This is a genomic window from Streptomyces sp. NPDC059850, from assembly GCF_042731515.1.
Lineage (GTDB): Bacteria > Actinomycetota > Actinomycetes > Streptomycetales > Streptomycetaceae > Streptomyces.
In genome coordinates, this window is record NZ_JBHWJI010000083.1 from 1 (window position 1) to 23,613 (window position 23,613).

Annotated in this window: 25 protein-coding genes and 1 riboswitch; of the genes, 15 read left to right on the forward strand and 10 right to left on the reverse strand. The window is 71.3% G+C overall.

Annotated features, from left to right (window positions below):
- Nucleotides 1-59: 59 nt before the first annotated feature.
- The 3 genes from ACFV9T_RS39460 to ACFV9T_RS39470 all read right to left on the reverse strand — a co-directional run bounded on the left by ACFV9T_RS39460 (nucleotide 60) and on the right by ACFV9T_RS39470 (nucleotide 2,158).
- Nucleotides 60-455, reverse strand: coding sequence for a DUF3040 domain-containing protein (locus tag ACFV9T_RS39460; protein ID WP_385447802.1), 396 nt, complete (start codon nucleotides 453-455; stop codon nucleotides 60-62).
- Nucleotides 456-742: 287 nt separating this feature from the next.
- Entirely contained in the window at nucleotides 743-1,504 is a 762-nt protein-coding gene (locus tag ACFV9T_RS39465) for a methyltransferase (RefSeq protein WP_385447805.1), read from the reverse strand.
- A gap of 111 nt (nucleotides 1,505-1,615) precedes the next feature.
- The gene (locus ACFV9T_RS39470) at nucleotides 1,616-2,158 is read right to left on the reverse strand and encodes an SAV_6107 family HEPN domain-containing protein (protein WP_385447808.1); all 543 of its coding nucleotides are present in this window, start codon (nucleotides 2,156-2,158) and stop codon (nucleotides 1,616-1,618) included.
- A gap of 206 nt (nucleotides 2,159-2,364) precedes the next feature.
- Here ACFV9T_RS39470 and ACFV9T_RS39475 point away from each other — a divergent pair, with 206 nt between their 5' ends.
- The 4 genes from ACFV9T_RS39475 (at nucleotide 2,365) to ACFV9T_RS39490 (ending at nucleotide 7,781) form a co-directional block, all read left to right on the forward strand.
- On the forward strand, nucleotides 2,365-3,141 hold the full coding sequence (locus ACFV9T_RS39475) for an ATP-binding cassette domain-containing protein (RefSeq protein ID WP_385447810.1): 777 nt from the start codon (nucleotides 2,365-2,367) through the stop codon (nucleotides 3,139-3,141).
- Nucleotides 3,113-5,197 (forward strand): YhgE/Pip family protein, encoded by a 2,085-nt coding sequence (locus ACFV9T_RS39480; protein WP_385447812.1) that lies wholly within the window; start codon nucleotides 3,113-3,115, stop codon nucleotides 5,195-5,197. The genes ACFV9T_RS39475 and ACFV9T_RS39480 overlap by 29 nt, the downstream gene beginning before the upstream one ends.
- Before the next feature lie 35 nt (nucleotides 5,198-5,232).
- On the forward strand, nucleotides 5,233-5,868 hold the full coding sequence (locus ACFV9T_RS39485) for a TetR/AcrR family transcriptional regulator (RefSeq protein WP_385447814.1): 636 nt from the start codon (nucleotides 5,233-5,235) through the stop codon (nucleotides 5,866-5,868).
- A gap of 338 nt (nucleotides 5,869-6,206) precedes the next feature.
- Complete coding sequence (locus tag ACFV9T_RS39490; RefSeq protein WP_385447817.1) at nucleotides 6,207-7,781, forward strand: phytoene desaturase family protein; 1,575 nt, start codon at nucleotides 6,207-6,209, stop codon at nucleotides 7,779-7,781.
- Nucleotides 7,782-7,827: 46 nt separating this feature from the next.
- On the opposite strand, the gene ACFV9T_RS39495 is transcribed toward ACFV9T_RS39490, so the two are convergent.
- The 5 genes from ACFV9T_RS39495 to ACFV9T_RS39515 form a co-directional block, all read right to left on the reverse strand.
- On the reverse strand, nucleotides 7,828-8,850 hold the full coding sequence (locus tag ACFV9T_RS39495) for a hypothetical protein (protein WP_385447819.1): 1,023 nt from the start codon (nucleotides 8,848-8,850) through the stop codon (nucleotides 7,828-7,830).
- Nucleotides 8,851-8,889: 39 nt separating this feature from the next.
- Nucleotides 8,890-9,807, reverse strand: a complete 918-nt coding sequence (gene metF, locus ACFV9T_RS39500) for a methylenetetrahydrofolate reductase [NAD(P)H] (protein ID WP_385447822.1) — start codon at nucleotides 9,805-9,807, stop codon at nucleotides 8,890-8,892.
- Between the two features lie 121 nt (nucleotides 9,808-9,928).
- The gene (gene thiE, locus ACFV9T_RS39505) at nucleotides 9,929-10,576 is read right to left on the reverse strand and encodes a thiamine phosphate synthase (protein WP_385447825.1); all 648 of its coding nucleotides are present in this window, start codon (nucleotides 10,574-10,576) and stop codon (nucleotides 9,929-9,931) included.
- A 144-nt stretch (nucleotides 10,577-10,720) separates the two neighbouring features.
- Nucleotides 10,721-11,086 (reverse strand): Rv2175c family DNA-binding protein, encoded by a 366-nt coding sequence (locus ACFV9T_RS39510; RefSeq protein WP_385447827.1) that lies wholly within the window; start codon nucleotides 11,084-11,086, stop codon nucleotides 10,721-10,723.
- Nucleotides 11,087-11,165: 79 nt separating this feature from the next.
- The gene (locus ACFV9T_RS39515) at nucleotides 11,166-12,398 is read right to left on the reverse strand and encodes an NAD(P)/FAD-dependent oxidoreductase (RefSeq protein ID WP_385447887.1); all 1,233 of its coding nucleotides are present in this window, start codon (nucleotides 12,396-12,398) and stop codon (nucleotides 11,166-11,168) included.
- 195 nt (nucleotides 12,399-12,593) lie between these two features.
- Nucleotides 12,594-12,707: riboswitch (TPP riboswitch) on the forward strand.
- On the opposite strand from ACFV9T_RS39515, the gene thiO reads away from it, so the two are divergent.
- The 10 genes from thiO (at nucleotide 12,706) to ACFV9T_RS39565 (ending at nucleotide 21,893) form a co-directional block, all read left to right on the forward strand.
- Nucleotides 12,706-13,929, forward strand: coding sequence for a glycine oxidase ThiO (gene thiO, locus ACFV9T_RS39520; protein ID WP_385447830.1), 1,224 nt, complete (start codon nucleotides 12,706-12,708; stop codon nucleotides 13,927-13,929). (Overlaps the previous riboswitch by 2 nt.)
- Nucleotides 13,926-14,138 (forward strand): sulfur carrier protein ThiS, encoded by a 213-nt coding sequence (thiS, locus tag ACFV9T_RS39525; RefSeq protein ID WP_385447833.1) that lies wholly within the window; start codon nucleotides 13,926-13,928, stop codon nucleotides 14,136-14,138. Before thiO ends, thiS begins: the two co-directional genes overlap by 4 nt.
- Before the next feature lie 6 nt (nucleotides 14,139-14,144).
- Nucleotides 14,145-14,975 (forward strand): thiazole synthase, encoded by an 831-nt coding sequence (locus ACFV9T_RS39530; protein WP_385447836.1) that lies wholly within the window; start codon nucleotides 14,145-14,147, stop codon nucleotides 14,973-14,975.
- Between the two features lie 106 nt (nucleotides 14,976-15,081).
- Nucleotides 15,082-15,528: an SRPBCC domain-containing protein gene (locus ACFV9T_RS39535; RefSeq protein WP_385447839.1), complete on the forward strand. Its 447-nt coding sequence runs from the start codon at nucleotides 15,082-15,084 to the stop codon at nucleotides 15,526-15,528.
- Nucleotides 15,529-15,615: 87 nt separating this feature from the next.
- Complete coding sequence (gene pknB, locus ACFV9T_RS39540; RefSeq protein ID WP_385447841.1) at nucleotides 15,616-17,529, forward strand: Stk1 family PASTA domain-containing Ser/Thr kinase; 1,914 nt, start codon at nucleotides 15,616-15,618, stop codon at nucleotides 17,527-17,529.
- 177 nt (nucleotides 17,530-17,706) lie between these two features.
- On the forward strand, nucleotides 17,707-18,066 hold the full coding sequence (locus ACFV9T_RS39545) for a hypothetical protein (protein WP_385447843.1): 360 nt from the start codon (nucleotides 17,707-17,709) through the stop codon (nucleotides 18,064-18,066).
- Between the two features lie 135 nt (nucleotides 18,067-18,201).
- Entirely contained in the window at nucleotides 18,202-19,893 is a 1,692-nt protein-coding gene (locus ACFV9T_RS39550) for an alpha/beta hydrolase (protein WP_385447845.1), read from the forward strand.
- On the forward strand, nucleotides 19,890-20,429 hold the full coding sequence (locus tag ACFV9T_RS39555) for a hypothetical protein (protein WP_385447848.1): 540 nt from the start codon (nucleotides 19,890-19,892) through the stop codon (nucleotides 20,427-20,429). Before ACFV9T_RS39550 ends, ACFV9T_RS39555 begins: the two co-directional genes overlap by 4 nt.
- A gap of 34 nt (nucleotides 20,430-20,463) precedes the next feature.
- Nucleotides 20,464-21,342, forward strand: coding sequence for a deoxyribonuclease IV (locus ACFV9T_RS39560; protein WP_385447850.1), 879 nt, complete (start codon nucleotides 20,464-20,466; stop codon nucleotides 21,340-21,342).
- 77 nt (nucleotides 21,343-21,419) lie between these two features.
- On the forward strand, nucleotides 21,420-21,893 hold the full coding sequence (locus ACFV9T_RS39565) for a DUF4396 domain-containing protein (protein ID WP_385447852.1): 474 nt from the start codon (nucleotides 21,420-21,422) through the stop codon (nucleotides 21,891-21,893).
- A gap of 19 nt (nucleotides 21,894-21,912) precedes the next feature.
- Here the strand turns inward: ACFV9T_RS39565 and ACFV9T_RS39570 are convergent, their stop codons facing one another.
- Nucleotides 21,913-22,344, reverse strand: coding sequence for a MarR family winged helix-turn-helix transcriptional regulator (locus ACFV9T_RS39570; protein WP_385447854.1), 432 nt, complete (start codon nucleotides 22,342-22,344; stop codon nucleotides 21,913-21,915).
- Nucleotides 22,345-22,434: 90 nt separating this feature from the next.
- Between ACFV9T_RS39570 and ACFV9T_RS39575 the strand changes: the two genes are divergently transcribed.
- Entirely contained in the window at nucleotides 22,435-22,956 is a 522-nt protein-coding gene (locus ACFV9T_RS39575) for a phenolic acid decarboxylase (RefSeq protein ID WP_385447857.1), read from the forward strand.
- Between the two features lie 10 nt (nucleotides 22,957-22,966).
- Here ACFV9T_RS39575 and ACFV9T_RS39580 read toward each other — a convergent pair whose 3' ends face one another.
- Nucleotides 22,967-23,590, reverse strand: a complete 624-nt coding sequence (locus tag ACFV9T_RS39580; RefSeq protein WP_385447860.1) for a sulfite oxidase-like oxidoreductase — start codon at nucleotides 23,588-23,590, stop codon at nucleotides 22,967-22,969.
- Nucleotides 23,591-23,613 lie beyond the last annotated feature (23 nt).

Below are 23,613 nucleotides of genomic sequence, written 5' to 3' on the forward strand. Positions count from 1 at the left end.
CGGTCGCCTGTGGCGACCGCCCCTCACCCGTGAGTTCTCAGCCTGTGAATCTACCGGTATCAGTGACCCTGCTCATCGCGGCGGCGCTGCCACCGCTCTTCGATGCGGTCCATCATGGAACGGCGCTGGCGGCCCTGACGGCTGGGCTGTCCGGCCCCGCCGGCCCGCTGTGCCTCACCTGGTTTGGGCGCCTTGCGCCAGCCCGTCACGGCGAGCACCGCACATCCCAGCATGACGAGGAATCCCACCACGCTGATCCAGATCTGCGGAACGATCACTCCGACCATGAGGAGCGCGATGCCGACCAGAAATCCCGCGACCGCCTGGTATACCCGTCGCCGGGTGTACGTGCGCAGGCCGCTTCCCTCAAGCGTTGTCGCGAACTTGGGATCTTCGGCGTACAACGCTCGCTCCATTTGCTCGAGCATGCGCTGCTCGTGCTCCGAGAGCGGCACGGAGTCCTCCTACTCGTCGGTCGCGGGGGGCGACCGGGGTGCGGCCCTTTCAGGATAGGCAGGGAATCGCCCCCGTGAAACCCGCCCCTCAACGCCAATTCGCCCACCGTTACGTGTGTGACGAAAGTTGACGCTGAGACGTCCATTCCCCTCCCGCCGATTCGCCATGCCGGACGGTGTACCCCGATCATACGGGGCCGGACGGCCCAGCGGGTGCCCTGTGGCCTACTCCACCTGCGCCATCCCTCACGGAATGGAACGGGAACGGTGTGCGGACGACGGGACCGTCAGTCGCGCTCGGCGAGGACGTGCAGCTGGGTGGCGACCGAATGGAACGCGGGCAGCTCGGCGGCCGCCTCCTCCAGCTTCAGCAGCGCGTCGAGGGCGCCGGGCTCGGTGTCGACCAGCACGCCGGGCACCAGGTCGGCGAAGACCCGTACGCCGTGCACCGCGGCGATCTCCAGCCCAGCCGCGGCCACCAGCCCGGACAGCTGGTCGGCGGTGAAGCGGCGCGGTACGGGGTCGCCCTCGCCCCAGCGGCCATCCGGCCCGGTAAGCGCTTGCCGGGCCTCGGTGAAGTGACCGGCCAGGGCGCGGGCGAGCACGGCGCCGCCCAGCCCGGCGGCGAGCACGCTGAGGGTTCCGGCCGGGCGCAGCGCGTCCGCCGCGTTCCGCAGGCCCTCGGCGGGGTCGTCCACGTACTCCAGCACGCCATGGCACAGGACCACGTCGTAGCCGCCGCGCTCGACCACGTCGAACAGGCCGTGGGCGTCGCCCTGGACACCGCGCACCCGGTCGGCGACCCCGGCCTCGGCGGCCCGCCGCTCCAGCGCGAACAGGGCGTTGGGGCTGGGGTCGACGACCGTCACGCGGTGGCCCAGCTGGGCCACCGGCACGGCGAAGTTGCCGCTGCCGCCCCCGGTGTCGAGCACGTCGAGCGCCCCGCGTGCCCCGCCCACGGCCTTGGTCCGCCGTTCCAGGGCGTCTTTCAGGACCTCCCAGACCACGGCGGTACGGAGGGACGCACGGGGGCGCTGCGGGTCTGACACGGCGGGTGGCTCCTCGGCGCGGTGTCGTCACCGCCGGGGGCGGCGACGACGGGTTACTGACGTCGGTCCCAGCCTATTGCCTCCGCCGCCCGGGCCGGTCCCGTGGTGGTTTCAGCTGCCCGGCTCGCCGTCCGCCGCCGGGCTCTGCCGGGGCAGCGTGGGCTGGAGCACCAGCATCCGTTCGACCAGCCGCAGGAACATGGCGGCGGCGCGCAGCAGATCGTCCGCGTCACGGCAGGTGGCCGCGGACTGTATACCGGCCTCGGCGCGGGCCCGACGCTCGGCGCCGGAGGCGAACAGGGCGCTCCACTCGGTCAGTTCGGGGGCGATCTCCGGGAGCACCTCCCAGGTGCTGCGGATGCGGGCGCGGCGCCGGGCCGAGGTCTCGGGGCGCCCCCGCACGGCGAGCACGGCGGCCGCCGCGCGCAGGGCCGCCAGATGCGCGGTGGCGAACCGCTCATTGGCGGTCTCCAGCCCGGCGGCCTCCTCCAACCCCCGGTGGGCCTGGGAGAGCAGGTCGAGTGCGGCGGGCGGGGCGGCGGAGCGGCGGAGAACGGGGTGGACGTCGCTCGCGGGGCCGGTCGACGAAGGGCCCTCAGGCGAAGGGGCAGGGGCGGCGGCACGGTGCCGGCGCTCTGCGGCGGTACTGGCCATGACGAACCTCCTGTCGTCGCGTAGCGGCCGGGTCTGCGACAGAGCGGCCGCCGTATGGACCCATCGTGGGACACCCCACTGACAATCGGCCCTGACCTGCACCTTTCACCTCTCGCCCCACCCCCGGCATGGGCGCCCGCTCCGTGATCCCCCATACTGATTTGAACTGACTGGTCAGTTCAAAAAGTTGATGATTCACGCAGGGAGTGGTTCTCGTGACGGGCACCCCGGACGGGGTCGCCGGAGCGGCGGTGACGGCCCGCGGACTCGGCGTCAAGGGCTCACACGGCTGGGCGTATCGCGACGTCGACGTCGCCGCTGCCCCCGGGTCGCTGATCGCGGTCGAGGGGCCCTCGGGCTCCGGCCGCACCTGTCTGCTGCTCACGCTCACCGGCCGGATGCGCCCCACCGCCGGGGAGGCCGCCATCGGCGGCTTCCGGGTCTCCCAGGAGATGCGCCGGATCCGCCGGATCAGCGCGCTCGCCCATGTGCCGGGCGTCAGCGAACTCGAACCTGCGCTGACGGTCGCCGAGCATCTGCGCGAGCGGGCCCTGCTGCAGCGCCGGTTCGGGGACTCGCCGCGCGGGCTGCTGCGGCCGCGCCGGGAGCGTGCCGCCGCCTCCCGGGCCGCGATCGAGGCGGCCCTCACGGCGGCGGGGCTGGACCTGGCGGCGCTGCCCAAGGGGCCTCGTACGGCCGTACGGGACCTGGAGCGGCTGGAGGCGCTGCGGCTGTCGGTGGCGCTCGCGCTGATCTCCCGGCCTCGGTTGCTGGCCGTGGACGACACCGACCTGAAGCTCTCGGACGCCGAGCGCGAGCGGGCCTGGGCGCTGCTGCGGGGGCTCGCCGAGGACGGCACCACGGTCCTCGCGGTGTGCAGCCAGGCCCCGGAAGACGCCGTGGCGGTGTCCACCACCGCTGGGGACAAGCACGACGACGAGGAGGAGGCGGCGGATGCGCTCACCGAAACTGGCCGCGCTTGAGCTGAAGCGGTTCGGCAGGGGGAAGCTCCCCCGGGCGGCGCTCGCCGCCCTGCTCCTGCTGCCCCTGCTGTACGGCGCGCTCTATCTGTGGTCGTTCTGGGATCCGTACGGCAAGCTCGACAAGATCCCGGTGGCGCTCGTCAACTCCGACGACGGCGCCACCGCGAAGGGCAAGCACCTCACCGCGGGCGACGACCTCACCGAGAAGCTGCTCGGCAGCAAGACCTTCGACTGGCACCGCACCAGCGCCGCCGAGGCGCGCGAGGGCGTCGAGAACGGCACGTACTACCTGTCGCTCACCGTGCCCGAGGACTTCAGCGAGCGGATCGCCTCCAGCTCCGGCAAGAGCCCGGAGACCGGCGCCCTCAGGGTGCGCACCAACGACGCCAACAACTACATCGTCGGCCAGATCTCCCGCAGCGTCTTCTCCGAGGTGCGCGCGGCGGCCTCCACCAAGGCGTCCCGGGGCTTCTACGACAACATCTTCGTGTCCTTCGCCGACATCCACGGACGGACCGTGAAGGCCGCCAAGGGCGCCGACGACCTCGGACGCGGCATCGGCAAGGCCAGGACCGCCGCGGGTGACCTCGCCAAGGGCCTGGGCACGGCGAAGAAGGGCAGCCAGGGCCTGAAGTCCGGGCTGATCAAGCTCAACAAGGGCGCCGGGACGCTGCGGACGGGCGCGGGCGGCGTCGCCGACGGCACCCAGTCCCTGGCCGACACGGTGAACGACGTGTCGGACAAGGCCGGTCCGTTCCTCAAGAAGCACGGCAAGGAGATCGGCGACGTCGCCCGGCTGGTCGCGGACGCCTCCCAGCGGGCGTCCGACGACCTGGACGACCTCCCCGACGAGGCCTCCACCGCCGCCACGGACGCCCGCGAGGCGTCCGACGAGCTGGCCGCCGACTACCGGACCCGCTGCGAGGGCGCGGTGGCCATCGCCCCCGACTGCCCGGCGCTGAAGAAGGCGGTAGGGGCGGCCGATCGCGCCGCCGATGTGGCCGAGGACGTCAATAAGCTCGTGCGGGACAACACCGGCCGACTCGACACCCTCACGGCCGACTTGAACGATCTGCACGACAAGGCCCGGCTGCTCGCCGACCGCGCCCCGCACCTGGGCACCGACCTCGACTCCGCCGTCAAGAAGGTCAACGCCCTCAACTCCGGGGCGCACAAGGTCGCCAAGGGCGCGGGCAAGCTGCACAGCGGGCTGACCACGGCCGGTTCCGCGGCGTCCACCCTGGACAGCGGGGTCGGGAAGCTGCGCACCGGGTCGACTTCCCTGAAGGGCGGTCTGGTCAAGCTGGCCGACGGCTCCGGCACGCTCTCCGGCGGGCTGCACGACGGCGCCGCGAAGATCCCCGCCTACGACAAGCACGACCGGGACGCCCGTACGGGGGTGATGGCGGACCCCGTCCAGCTCGTCGACCAGGCGCTGCACAAGGCGCCCAACTACGGCACCGGCTTCGCCCCGTGCTTCATCCCGCTGTCCCTGTGGGTCGGCGCGATGGTCGCCTACATGCTCATCCCGCCGCTCAACGCCCGGGCGGTCGCCGCGGGCGCCTCCTCCTGGCGCGTCGCGCTCGCCGGATGGCTGCCGGTCGCCGCGATCGGAGCGCTGCAGACGGTCGCCCTGATGGCCGTGCTGCACTGGGCGGTGGGGCTGGAGATGGTGCGGGCCGCGGGCACGGTCGGCTTCCTGATGCTGGTGGCCGCCTGTTTCGCGGCGATCGTGCAGTGGCTGAACGCGCGCTTCGGACCGGCCGGGCGGATCCTCGTCCTGGCGCTGCTGATGCTCCAGCTGACCTCGGCGGGCGGCACCTATCCGGTGCAGACGAGCCCCGGGTTCTTCGGCGCCATCCATCCGTTCCTGCCGATGAGCTACGTCGTGGACGGGCTGCGGCGGCTCATCACGGGCGGCGGGCTCGGCCCGGTGTGGGTCGGCTGCGGGGTGCTGCTCGGCTTCGGCGCGGCCGCGCTCGCGCTCACCGCGTGGTCGGCGCGGCGCAGGCAGGTGTGGTCGGTCGACCGGCTGCACCCCGAGCTGTCCCTGTGAGCGGGACCACTCGGCCAGCGGGCAGAATCGGCGCCATGGACAGCAGCAGCACGCGCCGCCAGGGCACCCGGCAGAAACTCTTCGAAGCAGCGGTCACCCTCATCGCCGAACAGGGCTTCTCCTCCACCACCGTGGACGAGATCGCCGAGCGGGCCGGGGTGGCCAAGGGCACGGTCTACTACAACTTCGCGTCGAAGACCGTGCTCTTCGAGGAGCTGCTGCGGCACGGCGTCGAGCTGCTCACCGCCTCGCTCCAGAGCGCCGCCGACGAGAACGCCGAGCGCGGCGGCAGCCATGTGGACGCGCTGGACGCCATGGTCCGGGCCGGGCTGGACTTCATCTCCCGCTATCCGGCGCTGACCCAGCTGTACGTGGCGGAGCTGTGGCGCACCAACCGGGCCTGGCAGTCGACCCTGATGATGGTCAGGCAGCAGGCCATAACGGTGATCGAGACCGAGCTGCGGGCCGGGGTCGCCGCGCGGGAGCTGAGCGACGACATCGACATCCCGCTGACCGCCTCCGCGCTGTTCGGGATGGTGCTGGTGGCCGCGCTCGACTGGCAGTCCTATCAGCCGGAGCGGTCGCTGGACGACGTCCATGCCGCCCTGTCCCGACTGCTGCAAGGTCGGGTAGGGGGAGCCCTGGCCAAGGGGGCACCCGCTCCGGGCTGACCCGTACGAAAACAGAAGGCGCTGTTCCGGAGCGGTTCGACCCCCATCGACCCGCCGCGGAACAGCGCCTCCCCCCGTACTCCCCCGTACTTCCCCCGTTTTCCCCCGTGAGAGCCCCCGGGGCGTATTCCCCGGCGGCTCCCCCGTCCGGAAGGGCACCGTGCCGTTCCGCCGCCCCGTGTCGGCGGTCCGGTCCGCGTCCTTCCGTGTGCACCACTCTCTCGTTTGCGGGGGCGGCCGCCCATCCGCGCGCCTACTCATCTCGCCGACTAGGTACGGGTACTCAGTGCCTGGGGACGGGCGCGGGGCTGTCGGTGGGGCCGGATAAAGTCACTGGCATGGCACGGATTGCGGTGATCGGCGCTGGGATGGGCGCCATGGCGGCTGCCGCCCGGCTGGCCGTCGCGGGCCACCGGGTGGTGGTGTACGAGCGCGGGCCGGCCCATGGCGGCGGGGTCGGGCTGTTCGAGCGGGACGGGTTCCGCTTCGACACGGGCCCGGGGCTGCTGCGGCTGCCCGCCGTCTACCGGGACCTGTTCATGAAGACCGGCAAGGAGTCCCTGGAGCAGACGGTCCAGCTCACCCAGGTCGACCCGGCGGCGCGGCACCTCTTCGCCGACGGTACGGAGGTCCTGCTGCCCAACGCGTCGCGCGCCGGGGTGCTCCAGGCGCTGGACGGCGCCTTCGGCGCGGGCGCGGGCGAGCGCTGGAGCGATCTGGTCAACCGGGCGCGCGAGGTGTGGGACGCCACCCGCCGGCCGTTGCTGGAGGAGCCGCTGCGTACCGACTGGCGGGTGCTGGGCGGCGATCCGTATCCGGCCGCGCCCCCCGAGCGGCGCGGCTGGTTCGGCGGGCTCTTCGCGCGCGGCGGCGGCCGACCGCAGCTGCCCACCCTGGCCGAGGTGGCGCGGCGCGAGCTGGGCGACCCGCGAGCCGCCGCCCTGCTGGAGAGCCACGCCCTCGCGCACGGCATGGACCCGCGCACCGCCCCCGCGAGCGCCACCGTGCTGCCCTATGTGGAGCAGACCTTCGGCACCTGGTACGTCGGCGGCGGGATGCGGGCGCTCGCCGACGCGCTGTACGAGCGCTGCGGCAAGCGCAAGGTGGAGTTCCGCTTCGAGGCGGAGGTCACCGGCATCGTCGAGAAGGACGGCCGGGCGGCGGGGGTCGAGCTGGCCGACGGCACGGTCGCCGAGGCGGACGCGGTGGTCGCGGGCATCGACCCGGCGCTGCTGCCCGCCCTGCTCGGCGGCCAGGAGCCATGGCGGGAGGGCGAGGACGTCACGCCCGGGCCGGGGCCCGTCAGCGGCCCTCCCGGCCGCCTCACGGTCTTCCTGGCACTGCGCGGCGGCCGACCCGAGGGCGCGGTGCACCGGACCGTGGTGCACACCCCGGACCGCGACGCGGAACTGACCGCCGTCTTCTCAGCGGGCCAAGGGGGTGGCGGCTTGCGTACGTCCTGTCCCCGCCCCACGGTGACCGTGCTGCGCCCGGACGACCCCGCGACCCGCCCCGACGACGGCCACGAGGCCGTCACCCTCAGCGCGGTCGTCGCCCCGCACGGACCGGTCGACTGGACCGGCGGGAAGGCGGCCGAGGAGAGCGCGGACCGGCTCGTCACGGCCGCCGAAGCGGCCATACCGGAGCTGCGGGACCGCATCCTGTGGCGCGAGGTGCGCACCCCCCGGGACACCGCCTCGGACACCGGAGTCGCGGGCGGCGGAGTGCCGGGCCCGGCGCTGGCCGGTGCCGAGGGCCGCTGTCTGCGCCCCGCCAACCTCACCCGGCTCCCGGGCCTCTATCTGGCGGGCGGCTGGTCCCACCCGGGCGGCGGGCTGGCCCACGCCGGAATGTCGGGTGCGCTGGTGGCGGGCCTCATCGTCGAAGGCCAGGACTGGCGCGGCTCGCAGTGAGCCGCGCCCGTCCTGGCCCTCATCAGACGGAACGCACCGGAGCGCGTCAGAAGCGGTACTGCTCGTCGTACCCCTGCTGGAAGCCCTGCTGGTCGTCGTAGGGGTACGGGGGCTGATCCTGCTGGCCGGGCTGGCCCGGCTGCCCGGGCGGGAGGTCGCCCTCGCGCTGCTGCGGGACCCAGGGCCCGCCCGGCTCCATCGCGTCGGCGCCCGGCATGTACTGCTGCGGCGAGCCGTACGAGGCGTCCGCCGCGTAGTGGTCGCCGCCGCCGAAGGCGTACGGGTCCTGCTGGTAGCCCGCGTACGGGTCGGCGTACTGCTGCTGCGCGTAGGGCTGTTGCTGGGCGTAGGCCTGCTGGTCATAGGCGCCGTCGTAGGCGCCCGCGTACGGGTCCTGTCCGTACGCGGCGTACGCCTGCTGGTCCTGGTAGCCGTACTGCGCGGCGTCCGCGTACACGTCCTGGCCCTGGCCGTAGGCCACGTCACCGTAGGCAGAGTCCTGGAAGCCCGGCTGGTCCTGGAAGCCGGGGGCGCCCTGGGCGTCCTGCGTACCGTAACCGGCGTACGTCTCGTACGCGCTGTAGCCCGCGTTCGGGTCCGCGTAGCCGCCGCCGGCGGGGGTGAACGGGGACGGCTCCTCGTAGACGCCGTACTCGCTGGTGTCGTCCGGCATCGGCTCCGGCCGGTAGGTGGGCGGCTCGGGCCGCTCGACCCGGACGTCCTCGACGTCCGAGATCCGCAGGGCCGGTTCGGGCTCCGGACCGTCCGGCAGCGGGTCGCGCTCGCGCCCACGGCCCAGCCCCGGCAGCCCGGGGAGGCCTTCCAGGGCCCAGCCCTTCTCGAAGCCCTGGCGGAAGGAGAGGGTGACGTACGTCTGGCCGACCGCGAAGGTGATCGCACCGATCGCGATCACCACCACCGCCGGGATCAGCACCCCGACCACTACGCCCAGAAAGCCGACGAAGGCCAGCAGCCGCCAGCGCAGCCGCGCCTTGTACTGCAGCAGTACCTCTCCCAACAGCCACAGCGCCACGACGCCGAAAGCGATGTAGAGGACCGTCCAGCCCATGCCCGCCCCTCTCAGTGCGGCTGCCCCTCGGCCGCCGTATCAGGACCGCTGGTGCAGTCCCAGATTCTTGTAGATTTCCAGCGTCGCCGTGGAGTGGTTCAGGGTAATGAAGTGAAGCCCGGGGATCTCCTCGGCCATCAACCGCGCGCACAGCTCTGTGGCGTAGTCGATCCCGATCGAGCGTACAGCCGCCGCGTCGTCCTTCACCGCCAGGATGCGTTCGGCCAGCTCCGGCGGGAAGGCGGCGTTGCTGAGCTGCGCGAACCGCTCGATCTGCCTGACGTTCGTGACCGGCATGATCTCAGGGATGATCGGTGTCGTACAGCCCGAGGCCGCGACCCGGTCACGCAGCCGCAGGTAGTCCTCCGGGTAGAAGAACATCTGGGTGATCGCGAAGTCGGCGCCCGCGCGGCACTTGTCGACGAAGTGACGGATGTCGGTGTCCCAGTCCGTCGAGCGCGGGTGCATTTCGGGGAATGCGGCGACACCGACGCAGAAGTCCCCGGACTCCTTGATCAGGCGGACCAGCTCGGCGGCGTAGGTGATGCCGTCGGGGTGCTTGACCCAGTCGGCCATCGGGTCTCCGGGCGGGTCGCCGCGCAGGGCGAGCATGTTCCGGATTCCGGCACCGGCGTACTGGCCGATGATGTTGCGCAGTTCGGCGAGGGAGTGGTTGACCGCGGTCAGGTGCGCGACGGGGGTCAGGGTGGTGTCGGTCGCGATCTGCTCGGTGGCGCGGACGGTGCCCTCACGGGAAGAGCCGCCCGCGCCGTACGTCACGGAGACGAAGGTCGGTGAGACAGCCTCCAGTCGGCGGATGGCGTTCCACAGCGTGTGCTGCCCCTTGTCCGTTTTGGGGGCGAAGAACTCGAAGGAATACGATTGCTCACCCGACGCGAGCAGGTCACGCACGGTAAGGGCTCGATCAGTCCTGGTGGAAGCGGTGCCTAGGGCCATACGCGAAGGTTAGCCAGCCGGGTGGTCGGAGCCCACCCGGCAACGTGGTTATGGGGGTTTTGCCGGGCTCCTGTCCGCAATGCGGACGGAAATATCGAGCCGGGCTCAACTCCGACACCTGCTAGACATCTGTCGCTCGCACACGCTTCGCCAGCGCTTCCGTGGCCGCCGCCGGATCCGAGGCCTCGGTGATGGCCCGCACCACGACGACCCGGCGCGCTCCCGCCTCCAGGACCTGGTCCAGGTTCGACGCGTCGATGCCGCCGATCGCGAACCAGGGCCGGGCCGGGCACCGGGCGGCGGCGTGCCGGACCAGGGAGAGGCCGGGGGCGTGGCGGCCCGGCTTGGTGGGGGTGGGCCAGCAGGGGCCGGTGCAGAAGTAGTCCACGCCGGGCTCGGCGAGGGCCGCGTCGACCTCGGCCTCGGCGTGGGTGGAGCGCCCGATCAGCGGGCCGTCGCCGAGGATGGCGCGCGCCGCGGGGACCGGCAGGTCACCCTGGCCCAGGTGGAGCACGTCGGCGCCGGTGGCGTGGGCGACGTCGGCGCGGTCGTTGACGGCGAGCAGCTTGCCGTGGCGGCGGCAGGCGTCGGCGAAGACGGCGAGGTGGTCCAGCTCCTCGGCGGCCTCCATGCCCTTGTCCCGCAGCTGGACGATGTCCACCCCGGCGGCCAGCACGGCGTCCAGGAACTCCGGCAGGTCGCCCTGGCGCTTGCGCGCGTCGGTGCACAGGTAGAGGCGGGCGTCGGCCAGCTGCTCGCGTGCGGTCATGGGTGGCTTTCCCCCCGGGTCGTGCGGCGCACGGGCCGGGACGGGCGACCGCCGTCGGATGACAGCGGTCGGCCCGGCCCGTACGCCTGGTGGTGGTTCGGAAACGGCGGACGGAAAACGGCGGACAGGAAACGGCGGACGGCGTCAGACGGCGAGCGCCTGCGCGCGCCGCTTCACTTCCGTCCCGCGATTCTCGCGCAGCGCCTGGGCCGGGGTGCCCGGCAGGCTCGGGTCAGGGGTGAAGAGCCACTCCAGCATCTCCTCGTCGCTGAAGCCGTCGTCCTTGAGCAGTGTCAAGGTGCCCACGAGGCCCTTGACGACCTTTCCGTCACCGACGAAGTCCTCGGGCACCTGGAGCACCCGGTTCTCGCCACGGCGCACCGCGATCAGCTGGCCCTCCTTGACCAGCTGCCTCACGCGCGTCACCTCGACGCCGATCCGGTCGGCGACGTCGGGGAGAGTGAGCCAGGCGGGGACGAGAGCATCGATCTTTGCGTCAATCTCGGTCACAGGACAAGCCTGCCATCTGGGACTGACAGTGGGTAGCCGGGCGTCCGCCGAGCGGACCTCCGGGGCCCCTCCGGGGCCGTCACAGAACGGCCGACTTCAGCGGAACGGAGGGATCCGTGGCCCGGGTGCGGTCCAGCCGGGCACCGCGTTCGATCAGCTTGCGGCCCTGGGCCAGATCGCGCGGACGGCCGACCGCCAGCAGGGCGACCAGGGCCCCGTCCCGCAGCCAGCACACCGACCAGGCGGCGCCGTCCGGGTCGCCCCGCCAGACCAGTTCGTCGGCGTCCGAGTGGTGTCCTGCGTACTGCACGAACCGCCCGAACTGCTCGGACCAGAAGTAGGGCACCGGGTCGTAGACCTGGCCGGGGAAGTGCGCGGTGCGGCTGCCGACCACATTGGCGGCGACCGTCCGCGGCCCCTGGAGCGCGTTGTCCCAGTGGTGCACGAGCAGCCGGGTCCCGTAGCGGGCGGAGGGGAAGGACGCGCAGTCGCCGACCGCGTACACATCGGGCGCCGACGTACGCAGCCCCTCGTCGGCGGCGACGGACCGGTCCTCGGCGAGTTCGATGCCCGAACCGGCCAGCCAGCCGGTCGCGGGCCGGGCGCCGATGCCGATGACCACCGCACCGGCCCGCAGCCTGGTGCCGTCGCCGAGCTGGAGCCCGTTCCGGTCGATGCCGGTCACCCGGGCGCCGGTGACCAGGGTGGCGCCGTAGTCCGCGTACCAGCCGGTCATATGGGCCGCGACCTCCGCCGGGAGGGCGCCCACCAGCGGCCGGTCCGCGGCCTCGACGACCGTCACCGCGCAGCCCGCCTCGCGGGCCGCGGTCGCGAACTCCGCGCCGATCCAGCCCGCCCCGACCACCACGATCTCGTCCTGCCGGGCGAGCACCGGGCGCAGCCGTTCGGCGTCGTCCAGGGTCCGCAGGAGGTGGACACCGGGCACGCCCTCGCTGCCGGGCAGGGCGATCGGCTCGGCGCCGGTGGCGATCACCAGGACGTCGTACGGGATCGGGCCCGACCCGGTCGCGACCGTCCGCCCCGCCGCGTCCAGCCCGGTCACGGCGACGCCGAGCCGCAGCCCGATGCCGAGCGCGGCGAAGTCCACGTCGAACGCGGACCCCTCGGCCTTGCCGAGCAGTACGGCCTTGGACAGCGGCGGCCGGTCGTACGGCTGGTGGGGCTCGGCGCCCAGCAGCAGGATCTCCCCGCTCCAGCCCTGCTCACGCAGCGCGACGGCGGTCTGCACCCCCGCCATGCCCGCGCCGACGATCACCACCCGCTGTCCGCCGCCACCCGCCGAGGACGCCATCGTCTTCGTCGTCTCATCGCTCACACGATCACTGTATTGCGGCAGGTGGGGCGGACCGGAGAGCGCACGACGAGATCTCGGGCACAGCCCGACGGGCCGGACGTCCTGTCGTATCGCGGACACGGGGCCTCATGCCCGGCGCCGCCCGGGACGCTCCCTTCCGGCCGATTCGGGGCGCGTACTAGGGTGGCGGGACAGAGCACTCGCGGGAGCCCGGGCGCACCGGGCTGAGAGGGAGGCTGGCGCGGCCTCCGACCGTACGAACCTGATCCGGGTCATGCCGGCGAAGGGAGGGGGCGACCAGCCCATGCACACCCCACATCACACAGCCCGAGCACCCCAGGGCAGCGCTACCCCGTACGACGTCCTCGTCATCGGCGGCGGCATCATCGGCCTGGTCACGGCCTGGCGGGCGACCCAGCGGGGCCTGCGCACCGCCGTCGCCGACCCGGCGCCCGGCGGCGGGGCCGCCCGGGTCGCGGCCGGGATGCTGGCGGCCGTCACCGAACTGCACTACGGCGAGCAGACCCTGCTCGGACTGAATCTGGCCTCGGCGCGCCGCTATCCGTCCTTCGTGGCGGAGCTGGAGGAGGCGAGCGGCCATGACCTGGCCTTCCGCACCTGCGGCACGCTCTCGGTCGCGCTCGACGCGGACGACCGCGCCCATCTGCGGGAGCTGCACGCCTTCCAGCAGCGGCTCGGTCTGGACGCACAGTGGCTCACGGGGCGCGAATGCCGACGCCTGGAGCCGATGCTCGCGCCGGGCGTGCGCGGGGGCCTGCGCGTCGACGGCGACCACCAGGTCGACCCGCGGCGGCTGGCGGCCGCGCTGCTGACGGCGTGCGAGCGCGCCGGAGTGGACCTCCACCGGGCCGCCGTGGAACGGCTGCTAGTGGAGGGCGACCGGGCCACCGGGGCCGAGCTGGCGGATGGCGCGCGCCTGACCGCCGGGCAGACCGTGCTGGCCGCGGGCAGCCTCAGCGGGCGGCTCCCGGGCGTCCCCGAGGCGGTCCTGCCGCCCGTACGCCCCGTCAAGGGCCAGGTCCTGCGGCTGTCGGTACCCGGCCCGTACGCGCCCTTCCTGTCCCGGACCGTACGGGCCGTCGTACGCGGCGGGCACGTCTACCTCGTCCCGCGCGAGAACGGCGACCTGGTCGTCGGCGCGACCAGCGAGGAGCTGGGCTGGGACACCACGGTCACCGCGGGAGGGGTGTACGAGCTGCTGCGCGACGCGCACGAGCTGGTGCCCGGCATCACCGAACTGCCGCTCGTCGAGACCCTCGCCGGGCTCCGCCCCGGCTCCCCCGACAACGCCCCGCTGCTCGGCCCGACCGAACTGCCGGGCCTCCAGCTGGCCACCGGCCACTACCGCAACGGCGTCCTGCTGACCCCGATCACCGGCGATGCCATGGCCGAGGCGCTGACGGGCGGCGAACTCCCGCCCGAGGCGCGGCCGTTCTCGCCGAAGCGCTTCGCGGCCACCCCAGCCGCCGCGACTCCCCCAGCAGCTATACAGGAGCACACCGCATGACCGTCACCCTGAGCGTCACCGTGAACGGCGAGCCCCGCGAGCTGCCCGGCGGGACCACCCTCGACGGGGTCGTCGCGACCCTCACCCAGGCGCCCTCGGGCGTCGCCGCGGCCGTCAACGAGACGGTCGTCCCGCGCGGCCAGTGGCCCGCGACCCCGCTCGGCGACGGTGATCGCGTCGAGGTCCTCACCGCGGTCCAAGGAGGCTGACCCCCCATGACGCACCCTGCCACGCTGGATCAGGTCCTCACCGACGCCGATCCGCTCACCATCGCCGGTACGTCCTTCGGCTCCCGCCTGATCATGGGGACGGGCGGCGCGCCCAGCCTGGACATCATGGAGCGCTCGCTGATCGCCTCCGGCACCGAGCTGACCACGGTCGCGATGCGCCGCCTCGACCCCGCCGTGCAGGGCTCGGTGCTGTCCGTACTGAACCGGCACGGCATCCGCCCGCTGCCCAACACGGCTGGCTGCTTCACCGCCGGGGAGGCCGTGCTGACCGCCCGGCTCGCCCGCGAGGCACTGGGCACCGACTGGGTGAAGCTGGAGGTCATCGCCGACGAGCGCACCCTGCTCCCCGACCCGATCGAGACGCTGGACGCCGCCGAGACCCTGGTGGACGACGGCTTCACCGTCCTGCCGTACACCAATGACGACCCGGTGCTGGCCCGGAAGCTGGAGGACGTCGGCTGCGCCGCGATCATGCCGCTGGGCTCGCCGATCGGCTCCGGCCTCGGCATCCGCAACCCGCACAACTTCCAGCTGATCACCGAGCGGGCCCAGGTCCCGGTGATCCTCGACGCGGGCGCGGGCACGGCGTCCGACGCGGCGCTCGCCATGGAGCTGGGGTGCGCGGCGGTCATGCTGGCCTCCGCCGTGACGCGCGCCCAGGAGCCGGTGCTGATGGCCTCGGCGATGCGGCACGCGGTGGCCGCCGGGCGGCTCGCGCACCGGGCGGGCCGTATCCCCCGCCGCCACTTCGCCGAGGCGTCGTCCCCGGGCGAGGGGCTGGCCGCGCTGGACCCGGAGCGGCCCGCGTTCGCGTAACGCCGCCTTCCGGGGAGGCCTACCGTGGAATGCGGAGGTGGTCGCCGTGAGGGAACCGACAGCCGTGCCCGAACCGACAACCGTGCCAAAACCAACAGCCGTGCCCGTGGCCGACCGGATCGAACGTGAGACATACGTCTCCGCTCCCATCGACCGCGTCTGGCGGGTGCTGACCACGCCGGAGCACATCCGTACCTGGTACGCCCCCGGCGGCTGCGAGATCGAGCCGCGCCCCGGCGGCACCGTCCGCTTCCGCTGGGACGAGCACGGGGAGTTCCACGGCCGGGTCGAGCGGGCGGTGCCCGACGCCCTGTTCCGCTTCCGGCTGGCCCACGCGCCCGACCGCGCGCCGGACGGCCCCGGGCAGGCCACCGTGGTCGAGTTCACGCTCTCCCCGGAGGGCGCGGGCACCCGCCTCCGCCTCGCCGAGACCGGCATCCGCGTGCTCGACCTCCCGGACGACGCCAAGGCCCGGCACGCCGAGTACGCCGCCCTGGCCTGGACCTCCGCCCTGGAGGAGCTGGCCGCGCTCGCCGCCGCCTCGCACAACTGAGGCCCAAGTCACCGTTGTGTCGCAGTACGGACCGGAGATGGGGCGGGCGGCCCGGAGCGGCCGTGACGGCTCGTAGACTGCCTTCTCGTGGATACGACGCTCCAGGACCCTCTGGTCGGGCAGGTGCTCGACGGCCGCTACCGCGTTGAGGCGCGCATCGCCGTCGGCGGGATGGCGACGGTCTACCGGGCCGTCGATACGCGGCTCGACCGCGTTCTCGCCCTGAAGGTGATGCACCAGAGCCTCGCCTCGGACGCCGCCTTCGTGGACCGCTTCATCCGCGAGGCCAAGTCCATCGCCAGACTCGCGCACGCCAATGTGGTCGGCGTCTACGACCAGGGCACGGACGGCCCGCACGTCTACCTGGCCATGGAGTACGTCGCCGGGTGCACCCTGCGTGACGTCCTGCGCGAGCGCGGGGCCCTCCAGCCGCGTGCCGCCCTCGACATCCTGGAACCGGTCCTGGCCGCCCTCGGCGCCGCCCACCGCGCGGGCTTCGTCCACCGCGACATGAAGCCGGAGAACGTGCTGATCGGCGACGACGGCCGGGTCAAGGTCGCCGACTTCGGCCTGGTCCGGGCGGTGGACACCAACACCAGCGCCTCGACCGGATCCGTCCTGGGCACCGTCTCCTACCTCGCGCCCGAGCAGATCGAACACGGTACGGCCGACACGCGAGCCGATGTCTACGCGTGCGGTGTGGTCCTCTTCGAAATGCTCACCGGGTCCAAGCCGCACGGCGGCGACACCCCGGCACAGGTCCTCTACCAGCACCTCCACGAGGACGTCCCGCCCCCGTCCGTCGCCGCGCCCGAGGTCGCGCCCGCGCTGGACGCGCTGGTCGCCTCCGCCACCGCGCGCGATGTCGCCCTGCGCCCGGCCGACGCCGTCGACCTCCTCGGCCAGGTGCGGACAGCGCGGGCCGCGCTCACCGACGTACAGCTGGACGCCGTACCGCCGCAGGCCCACGCGCTGCCCGACGACGGCTCCGAAGCCCGTACGACGGTGATCCCGCGCCCGGCGGGTGCCATGGCGCAGGACGAGGTGAACCACACCAGCCGCCTGGAACTCCCCCCGGAGCCCCCGGCCCCGGCCCCGCGCCGCCGTATGCCGCGGCGCGGCGTGGTGACGATCGTCGCCGCCGTGCTGCTGGCGCTCGGCATCGGCGCCGGGGTCTGGTACATCAGCGCCGGGCAGTTCACCAATGTGCCGTCCGTGCTGAAGATGACGCGTTCGGACGCCGAGAAGAAGCTTGAGAGCGCCGGTCTGGACGTGAAGGTCGTCCAGGATTACAGCGACGTCGTCGACAAGAACAAGGTCATCAGCTCCAAGCCCGGCGTCGGCGAACGCATCCGCTCCACCGGCACCGTCACCATCCACGTCTCCCAGGGGCCGCCCCGGGCCGAGGTGCCCAATGTGGTCGGCCGCCCGCTCACCGAGGCCAGGCAGAAGATCGCCGACGCGGGGCTGAGGGTGGGCAAGGTGACCCGCACCTTCCGCAACGAGACCCCGCAGAACACGGTCGTCTCCACCACCCCCGGCCCGGACTCCGTCCGCCGTCCCGACACGCCCGTGAACATCCTGGTCAGCAAGGGCGAGCCCATCGAGATCCCCGACCTCACCGGCGACGCCCCGGCCGACGCCCGCGCCGAGCTGCGCGAGGCGGGCTTCAAGGTCAAGTTCGCCGAGCGCCGGATCTTCTCGGAGGAGGACCGCGGCACGATCGCCGCCCAGTCCCCGCAGGCCGAAACCGACGGCGCCAAGGGCGACACGGTGACCCTCACGCTCTCCAAGGGCCAGCAGATGATCGAGGTCCCGGATGTGAAGGGCCTCAGCACGGATGACGCGAAGCGGGAGCTGGAAGACCTCGGCTTCACGGTGAAGGTCGACAAGCCGCTGCTGTTCCCGGGCGACGAGGTGAAGGACCAGTCGGTGTCGGGCGGCGACAAGGCGCCGAAGGGAAGCGAGATCACGATCACGGTAAAGGGCGGCGTCTTCTAGCCCTGCGGGCCCTGTCCCCCACCCCGCCCCTTCCCGAACCGGGGCGCTGCCCCGTCCCCCGCTCCTCAATCGTGTGTGTACCCGCAGATATGTACGCATAGAGGCGTCCCATCCGGTTTCCCTACACTCACACCTTTGATCACTGTGAGTCGTGGCGACGCGACAGAGGGGGAGCGCATGGCGACGTTCGACGCCGAGTGGGGAAGGCTGAAGTCCGACCGCGACGCGTGGACGGCAGCGGGCCGGGACGTCGGCAAGCTTCGGGGAAACATCAGGACCGCCCTCACGAAGCTGGAGGAGGAACAGAGGGGCCTCGGTGCGGGCAGCAAGACCGGGGCTGCCCAGCGGGAGCTGTACCACTCCTGGACGCGCTACCTGAAGGGCGTGAGCGGCAAATGCGGCACGCTCCAGGACCGGCTTGAGAAGGCCGGGGATGGTCACCACCAGAAGGACGAGGCCACCAAGCACACCTTCGACCGGCTGGATGGCCGATACGGGGACACCAAGCCGGTCGGCGGCGAGAGCCGGGGCAGGTGACGCGGAGCAGTGGACTACGCGACCCTCAAGTCCCTCAAGCCGTCGGAGTTCGAGGACGCCGCCAACGGCTATCAGTCCGTCAGCAACATGGCCGACTAAGCCAGGGAGAGCGTCGAGCGGCGAATCGCGGGCAAGATGCAGGCGGCCCTGGAGGGCGAGGCCGCTTCGGCAGCCCTCACTCAGCTTCGGAAATTAGGCCAGAACTTCCATTACATCCAGGTTGAGTGCGGTCTCGCCAGTACGGCGCTGAACGCCATGGCGAGCGACTTCCGGGAAGCGAAGACCAAGCTCGACTCCGCCGTGGCGGATGCGCATGAGCAAAAGCTCACGGTGAACGCGGATGGCTCGGTGAGCTATCCGGCAGGAGGCGAGAAGGGCGAGGGCGGCAAGGTCTCCGGAATCGCAGACGCCGGTGATTCGTCGGATACGGCCAAGTCCGTCGCCCGGCAGGCAGCCAACTTCGACCCCAACCCGCACCACGCCCGGGCCCTGGAGTGCGCCAACCGCATCGCCCAGGCCCTCCAGGAGGCAACGGAGGCCGACGAGCTATGGGCTCCGAAGCTGCGGTCACTGAAGGCCGACGACGATCTGACGGTCTCCGCCGACGACTGGGTTGATGCCACGAAGGACACCAGGGGCGTTCGCACGGGCGCGAAGGACTACCTGGACGCCATCAAGGACCGGCCCAAGAACGGCGATCCGAAGTTGACCGCCACGTGGTGGAAGGGCCTGTCCAAAGACCAACAGAACGCTCTGATCGCCGTGGACCCAGCTGGCTTGGGCAAGACGGACGGGCTTCCCGCCGAAGTGCGCGACGAGGCGAACCGCACCGTACTGAGCGAGGCACGTGCCCAGTACCAGACGGAGCGGGATGCGATCCCAGCGGAGCCGACGAAGTTCAAGAATCTCGGTCCCAAGGTCGAGGCAGTATACACCGATGAATGGCTCGCCTGGCACCACAAACACGAGGATCGAGCCAAGCAGCTGGACAAAGCGTTGGCCGGTATGGACAACATCGAGAGGCGCTTCGAGAGGACGGGGACGAACAACCTTCCCGAGGCATATCTCCTCGGATTCGACCCCTTTGCGAATAGCGACGGAAAGGTCATCATCGCCAACGGCAATCCGGATACCGCCGACCACACCGCAACGTATGTACCGGGCTCGTTGACGGACCAGACCAATATCGAAGACGAGCTGGATAAGAGTGAGAGGTTGTGGCGGGAGAGTTCTACCCTGCGCCCCAAAGATTCCGTGTCGACGATCACCTGGTTCGACTACAACTCGCCACGCTCAGTGCAACCCATGATCGAACACGACGTTCTACCCGAAGCCATGTCTGATAAACAAGCGACTGAAGGGGCTCCCCGCCTCCGACACTTCCTCGACGGCAATGCTGCGGCACACGAGACGGCCACGGGAGAAAAGGGCCACAGTACGCTCATGGGCCACAGCTACGGCACTACGGTCATGGGTGACGCCGCCAAGGTCGATCCCCTGCCGGTGGATGACGTGATGACGGTAGCCAGCCCTGGTGTGCAGGCACAGTCGCCCGGCGACATGGGCCTCGATCCCAAACACTTCTGGGCTATGGCCTCCCCGGATGACCCTGTACCAGGCTTGGGCAAGTCGGTCGGCCTTGGTGAGGACAGGATCGTCCCCTCGGATTCAGAGTTCGGCGGCAATGTCATGAAAACGGACACCGAGGGCCACGGTGGCTACTGGGATTACAAGGGCGGCGAGGCCTCAGACAGTTTGACAAATCAAGCAAGCGTCATTGTGCGCGAGTACGACGAAGTTGGACTGAAACAGGAGGCCCGCGAGTGACCCTGTCGCGCGGAAGGAAGGTTTACACAAGCCTGGCGCTACTGAGCGCCCTCATGCTGACGGCGGGGTGTTCCTCGATGGACGAAAAGTCGAGCGGACTGGATTACGAACCACAGGTTCGCAAGAGTCGAGCAGTAGAAGAGGAAGTCGGCACGCTCTCCAGCAGGCTGCTTGAGGCGCTGAAAATCAAGGGAAAGGTGACCGACCTTGCCCCGATGGCCAGCCCCTGCGACGTAGGCGACGGCAACACCAAAAAATATCGCGTTGTTCGGCACCCCTGGTCCATTTACGACGTTGATAACAAGACCCTTGAGAAGGGCATGAATAACCTTGCGGTCCAATTGCCGCAGCAGGGGTGGAAAGTCGTGGAGGACGGCCCGGACACCAGCAAGAATCGAAATCGGAGAATTCTAGCCGTACACACCAAAACGCACGTGCAGTTGGATGCAACCTGGAGGAAGCGGGACGAAGGCGATGACCCGCTCATCTCCTTCGCCGTGTACTCCCGGTGCTTCCGCGACCCTGGCCACTCCTGACTGAGGCCCCCGGCCAAGCTGGGATGCTGGAGGGGTGAGTACGTACCGCAGTCGCAACCCCATCGGCGGGCACATCCGCGTCGCCGGTGGCCTCGCCGCCACCGGCCTCCCGCACGCCCAAAAGATCGGCGCCGAAGCCGTGCAGGTCTTCGTCGCCAATCCGCGCGGCTGGGCCACGCCGCCCGGCACCCCGGCGCAGGACGAGGCGTTCCGCGCCGGGTGCGCCGAGCAGACCGTGCCGGTGTATATCCACGCGCCGTACCTGATCAACTTCGGTTCGCACACCGAGGCCACCGCCACCCGCTCCGTCGATTCGCTGCGGCATTCGCTCCGTCGCGGACGGGACATCGGGGCGCTCGGGGTCGTCGTGCACACCGGTTCGGCGACCGGCGGGCGGGCGCGCGCGACGGCTATGGCGCAGGTGCGGGAGCGGATGCTGCCGTTGCTGGACGAGCTGACGCGGGACGACGACCCGCTGCTCCTGCTGGAGCCGACCGCCGGGCAGGGCACGTCGCTGTGCGCGCTGGTCGAAGACCTCGGCCCGTACTTCGAGGCGCTGGACCGGCACCCGAAGCTCGGCGTCTGCCTCGACACCTGCCACGTCTTCGCCGCCGGGCACGACCTGGCCGCCCCCGGCGGGATGAAGCAGACGCTGGACGAGCTGGTGGACGTCACCGGCGAGGGGCGGCTGAAGCTGATCCACGCGAACGACTCCAAGGACGTGGTCGGCGCGCACAAGGACCGGCACGAGAACATCGGCGCCGGGCACATCGGCGCGGAGCCGTTCCGGGAGCTGTTCACGCATCCGGCCACGGAAGGGGTGCCGCTGGTGGTCGAGACGCCGGGCGGGGCCGACGGGATCGAGGGGCACACGGCGGATGTGGCCCGCCTCAAGGCGCTGCGGGACGGGTAAGAAGCATAGGGAATACCCCTGGGGGGTATAGCGTTCCTGTCATCGAAGGTCCGCTACTACCCCCTGGGGGATTCCGCATGGAGCACCAGGCGCACCACAACCACACCCCCGCACCCGCCAGTTGGCCCATGGCCGCCCAAGCCACCGCGCACTGCCTCACCGGCTGCGCCATCGGCGAGATCCTCGGCATGGCCATCGGCACCGCACTCGCCTGGCACAACGCCCCGACCATGGCCCTGGCGATCGTGCTCGCCTTCGTCTTCGGCTACGCGCTCACCATGCGCGGCGTCCTGCGCGCCGGGCTCGGCCTGCGCAGCGCGGTACGGGTGGCTCTGGCGGCCGACACCGTGTCGATCGCCGTAATGGAGCTGGTGGACAACGGCACGCTGCTGCTGTTCCCGGGCGCGATGGACGCGACCCTCTCCGACGCCCTGTTCTGGCTGAGCCTGGCACTCTCCTTCGCCGTCGCCTTCGTCCTGACGACCCCGGTCAACAAGTGGATGATCGGGAGAGGGAAGGGGCACGCGGTGGTGCACCAGCACCACCACTGAACGCCAGCCCGCCGAGCGGTCAGCCGCCCGCCTCCAGCGCGGCGAGCAGGTCGTCGAGCGCGGGCAGCGCCCGTTCCAGCGCCTCGCGGCTCGACGGGTCGAGGCCGTCCAGCGCCCGGCGCAGGGCGGCCGTACTGGTGCGGTCATAAGCGTCGAGCATGTCCAGCGCCTTCGGCGAGGCGGCGAGCCGCACGGTGCGCAGGTCAACGGTGGACGGGGTGCGCTCGACCAGACCGGCGGCGGTCATCGCGCGGACCAGATTGCTGACGGTGGACGGCGCGACCCGCAGCCGGGCCGCGACCTCGCGCGGGGTCGCATCGCCCTCGGCGAGTACCCGCAGCAGCTCGATCTGGGCCTCGGGCAGCTCGGGGAGCCCTGCGGTGTGACGGGTGCGCAGGACGGCCCTGCGCAGGGGGCCGAGAAGTCGGCCGAACTCGGTCGCGGTGTCCATGGACCTCATTCTGCCGCGACCCACAGTTTTGCAACAAAACAGTTTTGCTGCAAAATGGATGACGCAGTCACAGCCCCGAGGAGGCAGACCATGGCCACCGCCACCGACCCCGTCGCACCCCCGCAGGACCTCTCCGGGATCGTCGGCCATCGCTTCATCTACACCTACGCCAACGGCTGGCAGTACGAGATGTACGTGAAGAACGACCACACCATCGACTACCGCATCCACTCCGGCATGGTCGGCGGTCGCTGGGTCAAGGACCAGCACGTCGATCTGGTCCAGCTGGACGACGACAGCTTCAAGATCTCCTGGAACGAGCCCACCGGCACGTCCGTCTCGGTGAACGTCATGCCGCGCAAGCGCCGCCTGCACGGCGTGATCTTCTTCCCGCACTGGGTCGAGGAGCACGGCGCACGCACCGTCTGCTACCAGAACGACCACCTCGACGCGATGCGCGCCTACCGCGACCAGGGCCCGACGTACCCGGTGTACGTCGTGCCGGAGTTCGCCAGGATCACCCTGTTCGAGCACGTCGGCGCGGACGACGAGTCGGTCATCGCGGTGGCGCCAGGCGCCCTCCCCGAGGGCTGGTCCAGCCGCACCAACTGACAGCTACGAGCTACAGCTCGGGGCCGTCGCCCGGCTTCTCCTGGTACGTGTAGCGCTCCTCGCGCCAGGGGTCGCCGATGTTGTGGTAGCCGCGCTCTTCCCAGAAGCCACGCCGGTCGGCGGTCATGTACTCGACACCGCGGACCCATTTCGGGCCCTTCCAGGCGTAGAGGTGCGGCACGATCAGCCGCAGCGGAAAGCCGTGCTCGGCGGTCAGCAGCTCGCCGTCCTTGTGGGTGGCGAACATGGCCGCGTCGGTCATGAAGTCCGTCAGCCGCAGATTCGAGCTGAAGCCGTACTCCGCCCACACCATGACGTGCGTGACGTCGGGCGCAGGCGGCGCGAGCTTGATGATCTCGCTCGCCGCGACACCGCCCCATTCCGCGCCCAGCATGGAGAACTTGGTGACGCAGTGCAGATCGGCGACGACTGTCGAGTACGGCAGGGCGGAGAACTCTTCATGCGTCCAGCAGTGCTTCTCGCCGTCCGCCGTCGCGCCGAAGACGCGGAACTCCCAGCGGTCCGGGCGGAATTTCGGGACCGGCCCATAGTGCGTAACCGGCCACCCTCGCTGCAGTCGCTGACCCGGAGGCAGCTGCGCAAGCTCTCCCTCACGGTGCTCCGACTGACCCATGGACTCCATGCTCTCAGACCGCC

Coding starts and splice junctions, on each gene's coding strand:
- ACFV9T_RS39470 (WP_385447808.1), bottom strand. CDS start 2,158: ATGGCCAGTACCGCCGCAGAGCGCCGGCACCGTGCCGCCGCCCCTGCC.
- ACFV9T_RS39480 (WP_385447812.1), top strand. CDS start 3,113: ATGCGCTCACCGAAACTGGCCGCGCTTGAGCTGAAGCGGTTCGGCAGG.
- ACFV9T_RS39485 (WP_385447814.1), top strand. CDS start 5,233: ATGGACAGCAGCAGCACGCGCCGCCAGGGCACCCGGCAGAAACTCTTC.
- ACFV9T_RS39490 (WP_385447817.1), top strand. CDS start 6,207: ATGGCACGGATTGCGGTGATCGGCGCTGGGATGGGCGCCATGGCGGCT.
- ACFV9T_RS39495 (WP_385447819.1), bottom strand. CDS start 8,850: ATGGGCTGGACGGTCCTCTACATCGCTTTCGGCGTCGTGGCGCTGTGG.
- metF (WP_385447822.1), bottom strand. CDS start 9,807: ATGGCCCTAGGCACCGCTTCCACCAGGACTGATCGAGCCCTTACCGTG.
- thiE (WP_385447825.1), bottom strand. CDS start 10,576: ATGACCGCACGCGAGCAGCTGGCCGACGCCCGCCTCTACCTGTGCACC.
- ACFV9T_RS39515 (WP_385447887.1), bottom strand. CDS start 12,398: ATGGCGTCCTCGGCGGGTGGCGGCGGACAGCGGGTGGTGATCGTCGGC.
- thiO (WP_385447830.1), top strand. CDS start 12,706: ATGCACACCCCACATCACACAGCCCGAGCACCCCAGGGCAGCGCTACC.
- thiS (WP_385447833.1), top strand. CDS start 13,926: ATGACCGTCACCCTGAGCGTCACCGTGAACGGCGAGCCCCGCGAGCTG.
- ACFV9T_RS39530 (WP_385447836.1), top strand. CDS start 14,145: ATGACGCACCCTGCCACGCTGGATCAGGTCCTCACCGACGCCGATCCG.
- ACFV9T_RS39545 (WP_385447843.1), top strand. CDS start 17,707: ATGGCGACGTTCGACGCCGAGTGGGGAAGGCTGAAGTCCGACCGCGAC.
- ACFV9T_RS39550 (WP_385447845.1), top strand. CDS start 18,202: ATGCAGGCGGCCCTGGAGGGCGAGGCCGCTTCGGCAGCCCTCACTCAG.
- ACFV9T_RS39565 (WP_385447852.1), top strand. CDS start 21,420: ATGGAGCACCAGGCGCACCACAACCACACCCCCGCACCCGCCAGTTGG.
- ACFV9T_RS39570 (WP_385447854.1), bottom strand. CDS start 22,344: ATGGACACCGCGACCGAGTTCGGCCGACTTCTCGGCCCCCTGCGCAGG.
- ACFV9T_RS39575 (WP_385447857.1), top strand. CDS start 22,435: ATGGCCACCGCCACCGACCCCGTCGCACCCCCGCAGGACCTCTCCGGG.
- ACFV9T_RS39580 (WP_385447860.1), bottom strand. CDS start 23,590: ATGGGTCAGTCGGAGCACCGTGAGGGAGAGCTTGCGCAGCTGCCTCCG.